At 38.5% G+C, this 15310-nt stretch carries 15 protein-coding genes; 3 read left to right on the forward strand and 12 right to left on the reverse strand.

Annotated features, from left to right (window positions below; genetic code table 11):
• Positions 1–9: 9 nt before the first annotated feature.
• The 12 genes from J1905_RS12235 to J1905_RS12290 form a co-directional block, all read right to left on the reverse strand.
• Positions 10–1206, reverse strand: a complete 1197-nt coding sequence (locus tag J1905_RS12235; protein WP_214227528.1) for a S41 family peptidase — start codon at positions 1204–1206, stop codon at positions 10–12.
• A gap of 22 nt (positions 1207–1228) precedes the next feature.
• Complete coding sequence (locus J1905_RS12240; RefSeq protein WP_214227529.1) at positions 1229–2077, reverse strand: hypothetical protein; 849 nt, start codon at positions 2075–2077, stop codon at positions 1229–1231.
• A 173-nt stretch (positions 2078–2250) separates the two neighbouring features.
• On the reverse strand, positions 2251–2979 hold the full coding sequence (locus J1905_RS12245) for an HmuY family protein (protein WP_214227530.1): 729 nt from the start codon (positions 2977–2979) through the stop codon (positions 2251–2253).
• A 12-nt stretch (positions 2980–2991) separates the two neighbouring features.
• Positions 2992–3822 (reverse strand): hypothetical protein, encoded by an 831-nt coding sequence (locus J1905_RS12250; RefSeq protein WP_214227531.1) that lies wholly within the window; start codon positions 3820–3822, stop codon positions 2992–2994.
• A gap of 2 nt (positions 3823–3824) precedes the next feature.
• Positions 3825–4637, reverse strand: coding sequence for an HmuY family protein (locus J1905_RS12255; protein ID WP_214227532.1), 813 nt, complete (start codon positions 4635–4637; stop codon positions 3825–3827).
• Between the two features lie 134 nt (positions 4638–4771).
• Complete coding sequence (locus tag J1905_RS12260; RefSeq protein ID WP_214227533.1) at positions 4772–5428, reverse strand: HmuY family protein; 657 nt, start codon at positions 5426–5428, stop codon at positions 4772–4774.
• Positions 5429–5459: 31 nt separating this feature from the next.
• Positions 5460–6482: a helix-turn-helix transcriptional regulator gene (locus J1905_RS12265; protein ID WP_214227534.1), complete on the reverse strand. Its 1023-nt coding sequence runs from the start codon at positions 6480–6482 to the stop codon at positions 5460–5462.
• 49 nt (positions 6483–6531) lie between these two features.
• Positions 6532–7095 carry a biliverdin-producing heme oxygenase gene (locus J1905_RS12270; RefSeq protein ID WP_214227535.1) on the reverse strand — a complete coding sequence of 188 codons (564 nt, stop codon included), beginning with the start codon at positions 7093–7095 and terminating at the stop codon, positions 6532–6534.
• Positions 7096–7124: 29 nt separating this feature from the next.
• The gene (locus tag J1905_RS12275; protein ID WP_214227536.1) at positions 7125–8078 is read right to left on the reverse strand and encodes an SGBP N-terminal domain-containing protein; all 954 of its coding nucleotides are present in this window, start codon (positions 8076–8078) and stop codon (positions 7125–7127) included.
• A gap of 2 nt (positions 8079–8080) precedes the next feature.
• A complete protein-coding gene (locus J1905_RS12280) occupies positions 8081–9046 on the reverse strand; it encodes an SGBP N-terminal domain-containing protein (RefSeq protein ID WP_214227537.1) in 966 nt (321 codons plus the stop codon).
• A gap of 14 nt (positions 9047–9060) precedes the next feature.
• Positions 9061–9837, reverse strand: a complete 777-nt coding sequence (locus J1905_RS12285) for an HmuY family protein (RefSeq protein WP_214227538.1) — start codon at positions 9835–9837, stop codon at positions 9061–9063.
• A 21-nt stretch (positions 9838–9858) separates the two neighbouring features.
• The gene (locus tag J1905_RS12290) at positions 9859–12156 is read right to left on the reverse strand and encodes a TonB-dependent receptor (protein ID WP_214227539.1); all 2298 of its coding nucleotides are present in this window, start codon (positions 12154–12156) and stop codon (positions 9859–9861) included.
• 423 nt (positions 12157–12579) lie between these two features.
• Here J1905_RS12290 and J1905_RS12295 point away from each other — a divergent pair, with 423 nt between their 5' ends.
• The 3 genes from J1905_RS12295 to J1905_RS12305 are packed head-to-tail and all read left to right on the forward strand — an operon-like array spanning position 12580 to position 15247.
• Positions 12580–13410 carry a heme/hemin ABC transporter substrate-binding protein gene (locus tag J1905_RS12295; protein ID WP_214227540.1) on the forward strand — a complete coding sequence of 277 codons (831 nt, stop codon included), beginning with the start codon at positions 12580–12582 and terminating at the stop codon, positions 13408–13410.
• Positions 13411–13413: 3 nt separating this feature from the next.
• Positions 13414–14457, forward strand: a complete 1044-nt coding sequence (locus J1905_RS12300) for a FecCD family ABC transporter permease (RefSeq protein ID WP_214227541.1) — start codon at positions 13414–13416, stop codon at positions 14455–14457.
• 4 nt (positions 14458–14461) lie between these two features.
• Complete coding sequence (locus tag J1905_RS12305; RefSeq protein WP_502928730.1) at positions 14462–15247, forward strand: heme ABC transporter ATP-binding protein; 786 nt, start codon at positions 14462–14464, stop codon at positions 15245–15247.
• Positions 15248–15310: the final 63 nt, after the last annotated feature.

Consider the following 15310-nt stretch of genomic DNA (forward strand, 5'->3'; position numbering starts at 1 on the left):
TTATATCGATTACCTTAATTTTAGCTTTTCCTTAATCATTTCTGGTTTTACAAACTCCGTTTTACCGGATGAAAAACTTACTACAGGCACCATTACCTCTTTTGCATTTGGTTTACTTATCAGCACCAATGTGCTGGCAAATGCAAAATCAGGTGCGTCACCGATCTTTTCATCTGTAGCTATTATTTCCGGAGATAAGCCATTGAAATAATCGCCCTCCCCTTTTGCATTCTTAATTTGAAAACTCACTGCATACAAAGTATAGTTATCGATCTTGATTCCAAAAGAGCCTACAGGCTTGCCATAGGTCTGCTCTCCTATTAATAAAACATTGAAGTAAGGTTTTAAAGCATTAATCAGGAGTTCGCTTGCCGATGCAGTTCCGCCATTAACCAGAAAGTAAAGGTTGGTTATGGTGTTCAGTTGCCCTGCATTTTTAAACAAAAAGGTATTACCTACAACTGAAAAATCTACATCGGCATAAGTTGCCCTACGACCATTGATAAATACCGGTTGATTATTTTCATCGAGATAAGGTTGTTTTTTTAAGATACTGACATTACCTGCCTGCATCTCACTATTAAAATGCTCGGTATACATCACTTTGTCATTCATAGCTGGCACAGCGATCAGATTGGCCAGATATTGAGCTGTTTCTACGTAGCCACCAGGATTATTACGCAAATCAACGATCAAAGAAGTAATTCCGGAAGAGGAGAACGCAGAAAAGGCTTCATTCAGAGGAACTGAAAGTTCACTTAAATGCGGAAACTGACTGATTTTCAAGTACCCAAAACTCCCAGACACCAATGCTGAAACTGTGGTTGACTCACTGTAATTTAATGCAGCCTTAAGTCCGATACCATTACTTTCATCCGCTAAATAACTATACTTAGACAACCCCGACAAAGCTGTTTTTTCGTAAGGATGAAGCGTAAGAGGGTTTATTTTGTACTGACTAATATCATAAAGTTCTTTCTTAAAATTCAGTAGTTCTGAATTTGCAGTGATGTATTTGCGTGGATTGAAAACATCGTACTTAGGCAGTACATCATTCCACAAATAAGTGTGTTTGGTATAAAGATAAATTGAATCCAATATCAGTTGTTCGCGTGTGCCATCTCTTGGTGTTTCGTTTTTTTCATCATCAGATAAAGCGGATTTCTTACACGCAACAAGGCTGCCGGCAAATATTGCCAGCAGCATGTAAATAAAATAGAAATGGTGTTTATAAAGCCCCAAGTTTCTTATACTCAAATTTCAACCATGAATAATCAGCAGGAGGATTTGCTGTGTTATCTCCAGGTTCATAAGGAGCTCCATTTTTGTATACATTGATCATATGTAAAGCATAAACATCGCCCGTTGCATCCAACACGAGAATAGTACGGTTTGTGGTAGCCAAAACTTCATGATTGGTGAAATAATAATTAAACCATCCGGTTGTAGCTCCTGTTGCAGAATAATCATATGATGTTACCATGCGGTTATAGCCAAATGGAAATGCAGCTATTGTTTTTGCCTTAGTACCATCGTTCCATACAGATGCAGCATAACCTTTAACAGTCGAGAAAGCTTCATCTACATATTTAACTTCTGAACCTTGCAAGCTGTTCGTATTTCTATTAATATAGGCATTACCTGTACTTGAGAAAGATATATCCCATACGTTATTTGATGGAGGAGTATCTTTTGTTGCCCCCTTTTTATTATCATTGTCACTAAGGTCAAAATAATAAGTTCCATTAGGGATATGGTTACCTACACCATCATAAATACCCTGAGACACAAAATAGTTCTTAATCGTATAAATATTACCCGTTGAACTAAGTTCAACCGTTCCGGTTGCATTAGTTAAATTCAGTGCTGATCCTCCTGCTGTAGGTGCAAGTGCTTTTTCAGAGTTCAATTTTAACTCCGGAGAAGCAGTTTCGCTGCCTTCTTTTTTACAAGAGGTTAATACCGAACTAACGGCTATGCTCGTCATTACTCCAAAAAGGATTATTTTTTTACTAAATTTGCTGCCTGATAGCAGGGAATTGCCTTGACGTACTACGTCTGATTTGTAATTGTTCATCTTAAAAGAATGATTTTTAGGATTAAATGATTAATTAATTGAAAGCAATACCGCTTTGGTATCACAGGTCATAAAGCTGGGGTAGTTAATTCTGCGAAAATTGATTATCCCACCTTTACGGCATTTCGGCTTATTCAAAGCCTGTTTCAGACCGGGCCCTGGCCTAAAATTTCTTATTTAGTTTTCAAATCTTTACTGCCAGCCTTACTAATGAAATAACGGAAGCTGAGATAACCTTTACTCGAATTAGGGCTATTCTTTTCAGGTGCGTTATTATAAGTGTTAATCATCTGAAACTTAACATAACGACCATCGGTAAGTTTAAAAATCGAATAGTTATTGGTATAAGGGACAAGATGTGTCGGTTCCTTATCAACATTAAGACTATAATAAGCCCAGTAGAATGGAAATTGATTATAATCCTTTATGTTTTCTCCAGCTGTACCTATTACATTATAATCATCATAATCAGTATCGAAGTTCAAAGCAGCCGGAGCCTCAGTCACCTCCTCAAATTTTCCGAAAAAAGATTTCAAATATACTCTGGCAGGGCTTTCATGGAATGGAGATTCCTCATCAGACGTAATACCATTATTTGCAGATATTACACTTACTTCTCTTGCTTGAAATCCGAAATCCCAGTCTCCGGTTTTTACTTTACCTACGTCCACAAAATCCATTTTGTCAAAAGAAAATAAGGTCCATTTTCTTCTGTTTGCCGCTGTAGTATCTGGAATAGGTAATTGGGTAACTTCAATTACTCCGTTATTGTACTTTTTAATATATTTTGATACTTGTGTAAAATCAGCTACTTTTTCTGGTTCAGTAGCTTTATCTTTTTTACATGCACTAAAAGCTATTCCTAAAACTGTTAATGCTAAAATGGTTTGTTTAAAGTTCATTTTTCTTTTTAATTATCTTGTTTTTATTATTCTGTTATTGGGAGTTTCTTGTATGTAGTATCTAAAATTGTAATAGGGAGCCTGGAATTCGTATTTATCATTTACAACCAGAGGGTTAGTCCTATAAAGATTTACCAATTGGAACTTAACATAACGGCCGTCTTTTAGTCGAAACACAATACTCCTATCTTTATAAGGCCTCAGAATATGATCACTCAGCCTATAAATCCCCCAACCATCTACACTTGGGTTCTCTTCCATCTCTATTTCAACTGCAGTGCGAAGCATTGTTTTATCTAGCGCCTCGTCAAGCTCATCAAATGGGGTGCGATAAACACGAAGCTTACCCAGATCACCTTCAGAGTCTATATCACCATCAGTGATTACATAAGCGCTGTAGATGTCATAAAATTTGATGTGCCATGGAGCAGTCCCGACCTGAGTAGCTTCCTTTTTAACATTATGACGCTTATCAAAATTAAAGTAGAAGGGTTCAAAACCTGCTGCACCTTCTGCAGCATTACCTTGGGTACCAGGCCAGTCCACCACGTAAACTACTTTAAATTTCTCATCGTAATAAACATAGCCCTTGCCTTGTTTCGTTTGAAAGTTAGCTTTATCGTAGATAAGTTTTCCGTTGGCATCTTTGTAAGGAATGACCTGACTATAACTATAAGTAGTATCCTGTATTTTTACCGCACGTGCCGGAACCCAATTGGTTCCTGCCACTTTAGCAGTATCGGTACCAGCAGGTACATCTGGTGTTTCAGGCTTATCTTTTGAGCAGCCTATAACTACAGCACTGCACACTAAAACTGCCAGCATTATTTTTTTTTGTTTCATTTTCAGTTAATTGCTTTGGTAAAATCTTTTGATCCGTTTTTCAGGATGGTATATTTAAAGGAGATATAGGGTGCTTCTGATTTCAGTGTAGGACTTAAAGGACTATCTTTATAAAAGCTGTAAATGATAAGCTTAGCATAATTTCCTTTAGCAGTTTTAACAACAATAGGTCTTGGCAGATTATACACAATATGTGCTCTTTCTTTATCTCCCGGAAACATGGCCCCATAAAAGTCATAAAACGCATAGCCCACTCCACTACCAAGAAAATAATCAAGCGTTAAAAATCCTTTTGAAAGTAGTTGATTATCATTGATGGAAACCGTTTTAACATTGCTGTAAGCTTCGTCAAGTAGGGTTTTAGAAATAGGTACCTGTAGGGGTCTTTGCTTTTCTGAGTCGTAATATTTCGTTTCAACAGTAGGATCGGTAACCAAAAATAATCCGCCACGAGCCGGACTGCCATAACCCGGTCCCTTGTTACCATTATCAAACACTATTTCACCGTGATTGGCCCAAATACTGCTATTGTATATCCCGGTAAAAGCAATATCCCATTTATCTGTATTGGCATATTCGGCAGGTATAACCCGTCCATCTTCAAGACTATAAAATACAGGCTTAAAGTTGCCATCGCCAGTTGTCATTTTTGCTTCAGTATCTCCTTTAAGGATAACATTGTACTCCCCACTTGCAACTACTGTAATAGCTGACAAAGCTGGCAGTTCCTTTTCAGGAACAACATCATTGCTTTTAGAGCAACCTAGCAACAAACCGATTGCAAGTGCACTGAGGGCTGAGAGGTGATTTTTCATTAACATTAGTTATTTAGAATGATTTTAAATAATAGCAAATATGACAACAATCTTCCAGAGTAGAGCGTACAATCTCTTACCATTTCGGGATAAAAATTACGTTAATGGGATTTTAAGCTGGAGGCTAATTTGATTTAATTAGTACTCAAATTTCTGCTGCCATCTGCCTGCAAATAGTATCTGAAGGTAAAATAAGGGGCTGGCCAGTTTAAATCGCTCACTGTTGCAGGTGCGCCTTTATACATACTAACCATTTCCAGTTTAGCATACTTGCCCTCAGCTGTTCTGATTACAAAAGTTCTGTTCTTTACGGGTACCGCGATGTGAGTTTTAAGGTCATAAAAGAACCAGCCAACACCGTTTCCTGCATCCCAACCGAAATTCGGGATACCGTTTGCGATAAACTCGTTATCGGATGGAGCCTGTGTTACTTTATCATAGGCTTTTTCTACAATAATGATCCGACCTGCACCTGTGCCTCCATATCCCGGACTTACAGTTACCTGTCCATTATTAGCAACTATCAGCGAATTATATTCCTTGGTAAATGCAATGTCCCATTCGGTGGTTAGCTTTTTAGAGGGATCTATTTTAGTTCCTGTGTTCAGACTGAAGTAAAATGTTTCAAACTCTTTTCCACTCCCCACGGTATTGCCAACATCTCCGGCCAAGTCTTTAACTACTGTACTTTTATTATCATTTAGATCTGGTTTTACTTCCTCTTTGGTGCATGAGACAAAAGTGATCAGCGGAATAAACAGCATTATTAATTGATATTTTATAGTTTTCATAGATTCAGTATTAACAGTTTTAGGTAGTTATTTATTTAGCGTTTAGTGCCAAAGGCTGTTCTTCGTCAGATTTGATTTCACTGGGCAAAATGCCGAAGTAACGTTTAAAGGCATCAGTAAGGTGGCTTTGATGATTAAACCCTACAGCCGCAGCTACCTGACCTATACTTTTCTTTTCATCCAGAATCAATCTTCTCGCTTCCTCCATTCTTAGCCTTGTTACATAACCATAAATGGTGGTACCGAAATACTCTTTAAAGCCCCGCTTAAGCTTAAACTCATTTAGTGCAATTTGTTTCGCTAACTCAATAATTGTCGGTGGATAGGTATACTCAGCGTCCAGTATATCTCTGGCATGTTCAATCTTTTTAAGATCGTCTTGTTTGATCATATACTTGTCAACCTCCGCCATGCCCGATTGCATCTGCTCCAGCTGAAGCATTAGCAATTCCAGAATCTTGGATTCGGTATGAAGTCTTTTAAGTTCCCCGTTCCTTTTACATTCACAGATATCATTAATTACCCGTTTCATTTCCGTAGTTACAGGCAAATCCTTGGCAGCATAAGAGGTATATCGTCCTTTTAATATCTCTCTAACAAAGTTGCTATGTAGTAAAGAATGCTGATCAATGAGGTGAAAATAGTATTCTCTTGAAAGCACCAGCAAAAAATACTTGTACTCTATATCCGGCATCATCGGGTACTTACCCTTTATAGAAGGAATGTACCTGATATTATGCCTGCTACCCGTTCTCCTTCCTTCTTTATCAATAGTTTTTTCATTGGACGGATGTGTACCATAAAAAATAAATTGAGAGGTAATCGCTTCTCCTTCAATTTCAGAAAGAACCTTAACATGTTCTGAAAACTGCATAGTAGAATGAACAAGAAAAAGCCCGCCTGCACTAAGCTGGTAATTAACCAGCTTCTGCGCCGGCAGACTCTTGATGTTGACATTCTTCTCAGAAAGAGGTGTATTTGGAGAATAGAGTTCAGGAATTTCTTCAATGAACAACCAGTCGTCTGCCCCTTCTATTTTTGATTTTATCTTCATCAGCTTGTTTAATTGTTTTTCATAAGGATGATTATTGTCTTACTTCTGATTAAGAAGCGACTGGAACTTCACCAAATACATCGCCGAAACGAAGAAAAGTTTCGTCTGCCGTTTTTATAGCTGCCTCCTGTTCCAATTGAGTTTCTCCTTTTTCATTCAATACAGCTACAAATTTCCCCCACATCTGCCCCGTGGCTTCTCCATAGCCAGAAAAGAAGGAAACTCCCTTTGTTACACCGTACTTGGCAAGCATCTGCACAATGATCGGTCCGCCCATGATGGAGCCTTCCATAACATACATAGCACCAAGTGCTTCCAAAATATTTTCAATTTTAGGGATCGTTACTTCAGGCAGTTTATTGATGTCACTTCCAAGTTCTTCGATATCAGCTTTTAAATAAGATGAATTGCGGCGTTCCGCATGATCAGGCAAAATATCTGTAGTTATATAGGGTTGTATTGCTTTTTCTACTTCCTTAAAGTAGGCGTAGAAATGTTTTAATACATCTGCATAATCTGCATTGCTTCTTATTGCTTTTAGCTTTAAGATTACTTTTTTCTCTAGTTGCTGGTGGCCTTCTTTAGTAGCCTCCTTGATTTTAGTACTTAGCATGGTATTTTATTTATTGGTGTAAAATGTGTTTACTTCGCTATAACAGTAATAGGTAAAGCTATAAAGCTTACGCTAGCTGCTGATTCATCGTAATATTCGCTGCCTGGATACCAATACCTTAATCTGATATAATTCGCTAATGGAAAATCTTCAGGTATTTTCAGCGTAATACTGCCCGTTTTGGCTTCGTTGATTGTAACACTTATGTAAGCTCTCGTAGTATTATTGTACAGTTCTACATTGTTGATATTTTGTAGGTTTACTCCTTCATTGATAGTCAAAAGATCTCCTTGTTTTAAAGTCATCGTCTCTTTAAAGAAAGTGCTTGGAATATTTGGCTTGGTATTCTCAACAATAGCAAAGTCCTGAAGGTAGGATACACTTTTTCCATTAACTACCACCTTTATTGCTTTGTAATTACCAACTGGTATTTCGGGCAATGCATTTATACTAATCTCATTTATTGCTGTTATTCTTGCTTCCGACTCCTGATTGTTGGTATTAACCAGTATAACCTTCGTATTTCCGGGTGTTGCATCAAAATAATCACCTATAATGCTGATTTGATCCACTGGTGTCATAAATGCCTTATCGTTAAAATTGAGCACACCATAAACACCGCCCAACAGTGGGATAGGCGTATTCATAACAATCTTAAGTTTAAAGGTAGCTTTAGTACCATTTTCAGCAGTTATGGTATAGGTAGTATTGTTTGAGAATGGCACCGCAGCACCAGTTGCAGGTGATGCAGTTGCTTTATCTGCAATCGTAAACTGAGGGGTAACAGTAGCAGGAACAGCCTGTCCTGGTGGCCAGTATATAATGATCTGTCCATTTTCTACGGCAGCTTTTAGTGCTTCTCCGTTCGCATCCTTAATAGAAAAACTAAGGATATCAGTATAAGGTAAATTAGGATATTCCTTTTTACAGGCGTTGAATACCAATAATGGAATAATAAAAAGATATAGATATTTTAATTTCATAATTATTTAGCAATTACAGTAATGTTCCAGAAAGTAGAGGTTAATTTAGGGAAGCCTTCAAAAATGATAGATGGCGCATATACACCGGGCGGAACGGTGGCAGGAATACGTACATTAGCAGTGTTGATAGTCTGACCTTCGATACCTAGTTCAACCTTTTCTCCATTTACCATGATACTGAATGATTCAAACTTAGTGAATACAGGGCCGCTGCTTTTGATAGCAAATGCTTCACCTTGCTTCACAGTTGGTGTTACATAGTCAACCTGTGGGGTGACGTACTCAAGCTTAACCGGATATTTCATTTCAGTAGTGAGAGAAAGTACTTTCACGCGCACCTTATAAAGACCAGGCAAAACAGTTTGTGGCACCCCCATATAGCTGATATTGTAAGTTTTTTTGCCATCTGCACCATTAAGAGGCCTTACAGCGGCTGCTCCAAACCCCGTTGTATGAGAAAACTCACTTTCTTTGCCGGTAGCATCTACCAGAAACACCCTTACTTTATTGGCATCATTGGTATTAAAGTTACCATCAAAACTAGCCATCTGAAATCCAATCCCAATTGACGCAGTAGTGGTTTCAGAAGATAACTCTTTAATTAACAAAGGTGTAACTTGCTGCAACTTAATGATCAATTTGTAGGTTGAATTACTCTTGTCTGCTCCTGTTACAGTATAGGTCATTGTATTATTTAATACTTCAACCGGAAGTATTTCTTCTTTTAACTTAGCTCCTTTCGCCAGTTTGATTTCCGGATCTATCACATCCAGTTGATAATAGAAAGGAACATAAACTGTGATAGTTTTATCTGTTTCGTCAATGACGCCACTAATGACACCATCTGATACCGGAACTTTGTATTCAAGTATTTTACTGTCAGACTGGACTGGTAAATCCATCGTCTTTTTACACGAAGAGAAACTGATGAATACCAGTGTCGTATATATTATTAATTTTAGTTTCATTGGAGATTTAGATATTATTTGATTTCAAATTTGGTACTGCCTTTTGGTACGATTACATATTCGAATGTGAAAAACATGTGGGGCGTTGTTCTGAACCACTTATCCGGTGTAAATGCATCTTTATAGCAACTGATCATTTTTATTTTTGCATAGTTCCCTTTTGCTGTTCTTACAATCAGCGTTCTGGCTTTTAACTGCGTGCCATTCTTCATAGTCATAGGATCGCTTAGTGCATAAGCAACATGCATTTTATCATAACTGCCATCGCCAATAATGTTACCGCCATAATCATACAGGTACCAGCCGATACCCTGGCCAAAGTCTCCCTTTCCATCAGTTCCTACGGCTGCCACTTTAGTATTAAACTCCGCATCTGTAGGTACATCCGTCACTTCATTGAATGGCTTCTCAACAATCATAATTCCGCCAACACCGGCTCCTCCGTATCCTAAATTATTTCCCTCATTACCATTATTTCCAGATATAAAACTGTTATACAACCCATTAAAACCCATATCCCATCTGGCAGTTTTAGCATAATTAGCTGGTGTCTCTTTTTTAGTTTCCAAACTAAAAAAGGCGGCTGACTTAGTTTCAGTTGGGTTCTTATCATCAGTCTCTACAGCAAAATTCTCTACCCTGTGCAGTTTGTTGTAAGAAACATAGCCTGTTTCAGCAGGTATTTCCGGCTCTGCTTCAGCAGTTTCATCTTTTGAGCAGGACATTGTAAAAGTCCCTGTCAATAGCAGAAGGATTATCCACCTGCTGGTTTTTATAAATTGTGTGTTCATGTGGTGATATATTTCAATTGTTTATTCATTCTTAAAAAATCTCCAGCTAATCCCTCCCAATATGGCTCGCCCCTGCTGTCCGGGTATCAACTGATCCCGATAATTCATCAGATTATCTGCAGTAATCTGCAACTGTAAATGTTTGTTATACAAAGTTTTTTGAACTGCCAGGTTCAGCAAAAAAAAGCTCTTCACAAATTTGTCCCAGGGATCCAGAAAGTTATTTGCCCTGTTGTCTTCCATAAAGCCATACTTGCTTCTGTAGTTCACACGGAATGACCCTGTTAATCCCAGCCGATCATAAGTATAACTGGCTTTTATATTAGCCATGTGTCTCGATCTGTTATTCATCCCCAGATAATCACTACGTCTGGAACGTCGTGTTTCATTTACATCAGTATCATAAACCACTGAATACAAACCAGTTTCATTCTTTATAGAATCCAAAACACCTTTATCTATCGCATAAAGCAATTGATAACCGACCGAGAGATGGATTGATTTCGAAACTTTATAATTGATCCCTATTTCTGCCCCTGTAGTACAGGCTTTGGCAATATTCATATAAGAATAAATTTGCTGACCGCTTGTTTTAAATGCCACCTGTTCAGAATTAATGAAATTCTTCATGTCATTATAGAATATGTTTACATCCAGATCCAATGCACCGAGCGGTTTATAGGCAAATCCACCACTGTAAGAAACAGAGCGCTCCGGTTTAAGTGTTCCAATGCGCTTAGCTGGAAAAATACTCATGATCTGCCCCGCATCCTGAAGGATCCGTATTTCGCGCCAAAATTCCTCAGCCCCAAATACAGAATACCCTGTTTGCACATTGGTGAAATTCATATACAACTGTTGAAAATTCGGCGTTTTAAATCCTGTTCCAATTGCAGCCCTCAATATTAAATTTTTCAATGCGCTGTAGCGCAACCCAATACTCGGATTTAATTTAGCGCCGTATTTATCATGATAATCGAACCTGGCACCCCCGGTAAATGAAAGCTTGTCGGTCGCTTGCCAATCAAACTGACCATACATAAAATAATTGGCCATGCTTTTACTACTTCTATAGGAAGTATTATCCAGCAATTCATAAGCTCCTCCTGTCCCTCCGGTTAGCTCAACAGAAGATCCCATATTTTTAGATGCCTGTATTTCTACACGATGCAGATATTGCTTAAAACCGCTCCCCTGCATGACAAAACCACTTTCCAGATCGGTAACATCCTGGTCATTCTGATACCTGGTCAGGTAATATTGTGATTTCAGTTTCAGCCCATTCCTAAAATTATTGTTTAAGGCCAAAGAACCATTAAGGTCATATTCATCCAGCACATCCATACTCGGACTAAGATTTTGATAGGCAATCTTATTTTCCGAATGCCGTGTTACAAACCTGCCATTAAAACTCAACGTACTGATGTCATTCAATAAATACCGACCCCGTCCCTGAAAAGCATAACTATTAAAGGGAGGGGCAGTTTTTCCGTCTGATAAGTAAGGATTTGAATTAAAGCCATCTGTCCGGTAGTAATTACCCGATAAATAGGCCGATCCCTTTTTACCCGCAAAAGGCGTTTCTCCCTCAAGAGTAGCATCAACCATGTTAAAACTTCCATACCTCAGTGCGGCAAGGCCCTGCGGTTGACTTATATTTTTACGCGTTACAATATTTACAACACCTGCTAACGCTTCGCTACCAAACAAGCAAGAAGATGCACCCTTAATGATTTCTATACGTTCAATATTGGAGACTGTAATTCTGGAAAGATCAAAATTACCATTGTTCCGACCCACCATTGGCTGTCCATCAATCATGATCATGGTGTATCCACTATCAAAACCCTGCATTTGCAAACCTACTGCCCTATTTCCAGAGCCGATATCATTTACAATTGCAAGCCCTGTCTGCTCTTTCAACACTTCATCCAATCTCCGACTACCCATCATTTCAATTTCTTGCCTTGTAATCACCTTACTTGGCATCGCAGTGCGGGTCATGTCAATAAAGTTATCAGGATTGCTATGTACTCCGGTTACATTAACCTCGTTCAACTCCTTGTTTCCTACCTTAAGTTGAATAGAAATCGTACTTACCTTCCCTGTTTTTATTTCAACTTCATTTGTCTCGTTCTCAAACCCTATTGCAGAAACATGCAATATATAAGTACCTTCATAAAGACCACTGATCTTAAACTTACCCTTCGAGTCGCTAAGTGCTTTTTTATGATCTGGCTGAAGTGTTACTGCAATACCTTGCAACAGCTTCCCTTTCTCGTCGGTAATTACCCCCTCCAAACTGCCCAGTTTATCCATGCTAAAAGCAGACAAACCCTGCAGGGTAAACAAGAAAATCAAACACCTTTTAATGATAGGAAAGCGATACATGAAATACAATTAGTTATTTTTAATCAGTCTAAATAAGATGACAAATATGCTTACATTTGTCAGAAATAAAGCAACGCAAAGAGGATTATTTTTAACCATTTCGGGATTGTTTTTACGGATTCAGGATGATTTACGGTAAAAACAGAGCAAAAATGCAACTAGAACATATTCTAAAAAACAAGCATAAACAACTAACAAACAACAAAATACAGTCTGCAAAACCATAAGGAAACAAAAACAACAGTACCCACAAAAAATATATACCAATACCGTTAACCCCGATCAAATTATTTGGAATGATTTTAATTAAGTCGTCCTTTGCCTACGAAAACAAATAACAAAAACATAAAAATGATCAGATCCTTCTACATTCTTTTTACAATCCTTCTGAGCTATAATGCCTCGTTTGCAAATGCCCAAAAGCGTATTATTACCCTAAGTGGTGCACTTACCGAAACTGTAGATGCATTAGGGTTCGGCCCACAAATTGTTGCTGTAGACGTAACAAGCACTTACCCTGCTTACGTAAATAAAATAGAAAAAGTAAGCCAGAACCGTAGTATATCTGCAGAAGGAGTTATCTCCTTTTCTCCTGATCTTGTCCTAGCGCCGGAAGGTGCACTTTCCAATGCTATAGAGTTTCAGCTAAAATCGGCGGGCATCAAGGTGGTTGTAGTAAAACAAGAGTTCTCTGTAAAAGGAGCTAATACCTTTATCCGACAGGTAGCAAGTGCATTAGATAATGTTGCAAAGGGAGAAGAATTGGTTAAACAAACCACTTTAAACGTAAACAAGGCACTTGAAACAGTAAAGAAAAATCCGAAATCCCCTAAAGTACTTTTCCTATATGCCAGAGGTGCAGGCACTATGATGGTAGCCGGAAAAGACACCAATCTGGACGCAATCATTAAGCTTGCAGGTGGTAAAAATGCTGCGCAAGGCTTTTCAAACTTTAAACCTTACACTACTGAATCTTTGGTAAACGCAAATCCTGATCTGATATTAATGTTTGATTTCGGCTATAAAAGCCTCGGCGGAATAAACAGCATTCTTAAAATGCCAGGTGTATCGCTAACCAATGCCGGAAAAAACAAAAGAATAGTACAAATGGATGGTGAGTTATTAGTAAACTTTTCTGTTCGTCTGGCTCAGGCAATCACACAATTAAATGCTAATTGGTAAGTAGTGAGTAAGAAAACAGGTTTATACATTTTGCTAATTCTGGCATTATTAATTAGCGCAGGACTCTCTATGGGGCTTGGTGCAGTACAGATCCCTTTAAAAGAGGTTATTGTAATTTTAGGAAAAAAAATCGGATTATTTAGTGAAATGCCCATATCCATACAACATGAAGGGGTACTGAACATTGTACGAATTCCGCGTGTAATACTCGGATTATTGGTAGGCGCCGCCCTGGGAATTTCGGGTACAGCCGTACAAGGCATTTTCAGAAACCCTTTGGCAGAACCGGGATTAATTGGAATCTCTGCAGGTGCTTCTTTGATGGCCGTAATCATTATTGTACTCGAAGCAACCTTGCTGGCTAGCTTAAGCAATATTATGGGCTACTACATTATGGCCTTTGGTGCTTTTGCAGGCGCAGGTATAGCGGCTTTAATTGTGTATCAAATTTCCAGAACCGACGGAAAATCTAATGTTGCTACAATGCTATTAGCAGGGATTGCAATTAATGCCCTTGCAGGTGCTTTAACCGGACTCATCACCTATGCTGCCGATGATCAGCAATTACGTAACATCACGTTCTGGATGCTTGGAAGTCTCGCTGGAGCAACCTGGGAAACCGTAATTTCCTTACTACCGTTTGTTTTAGTCCCACTGTTATTACTTCCACGAATGGGAAAAGCACTAAATGCATTCTCTTTGGGCGAAATACAGGCAGCGCAGCTTGGCCTTAAAGTAAATGTGGTAAAAAGAAACGTTGTTATATTGGCCACTATGGCAGTGGGTGCGGCCGTTTCTGTATCAGGTATCATTGGTTTCATTGGTTTGCTTGTTCCCCACACAATTCGTTTAGTTATTGGAGTAGACAACAAGCATGTTTTACCCGCATCGGCTCTTTTTGGTGCTTTAATGCTTACCATATCAGATATGATTTGTCGTGTCATTATTGCTCCTATAGAACTCCCAATTGGTGTAATAACAGCATTAATGGGCACTCCATTATTTCTATATATTTTAGTTAAGGACAAGAAAAAACTGGTAATATAAAATGTTGATAGCAGACTCATTAACTTTCGAAGCAGGTAGAAGATCCTTAGTTAAGAATGTTTCCTTTAGCATCCGCCCTGGCGAACTATTATTGATCCTAGGCGCCAATGGTGCAGGGAAATCAACCCTATTAAAAATGCTTAGTGGTGAAAAGAAACCTACCAGAGGCCTGGTAAAACTACACAATAAAGAAATCAGTAACTACAGTCCTTCCCTGCTCGCATTAAACCGCGGAGTAATGAACCAGCAAAATGTAATCAATATGGCCTTTAGCGTATCAGAAATTGTAACAATGGGTCGATACCCACATTATAAAAATAACCCCTCAGTAAATGATACGAACATAATACTGCAAGTAATGGAACTTACAGGCGTAAAAGATTTTTCAGAACGATCCTATCTTACCTTATCCGGTGGAGAACAACAAAGGGTTCAGCTAGCACGGGTTTTAGCCCAAATATGGGATGTGCCTAATGCCCTACTGCTTATGGATGAGCCTGTGGCCAGTCTTGACCTCCAATACCAGCAGCAAACACTGGCAATCGCTAAAATGCTTACCAAACGTGGCTTTATGGTTATCAGCATTTTACACGACATCAACCTTGCTGCACAATACGGAGACCGGATACTGCTCCTGAAAAATGGAAGAAAATGGTATGATGGCGCACCTGCAGAAGTACTGAGCAGTAAAAACATTTACGAAGTATTTGAAATTGACTCGGATGTTTACACCAATCCGCGAACACTAAAGCATTTCTTCATCCCTAAGGATGTTAAAATAACAAGTTAGTTACCAATTATATATTACAAATAACTTAATAATTATGAGTAAATATTTAGATTTGCTTAAGTC

The organism is Pedobacter sp. B4-66 (assembly GCF_018492665.1).
Taxonomy (GTDB): domain Bacteria; phylum Bacteroidota; class Bacteroidia; order Sphingobacteriales; family Sphingobacteriaceae; genus Pedobacter.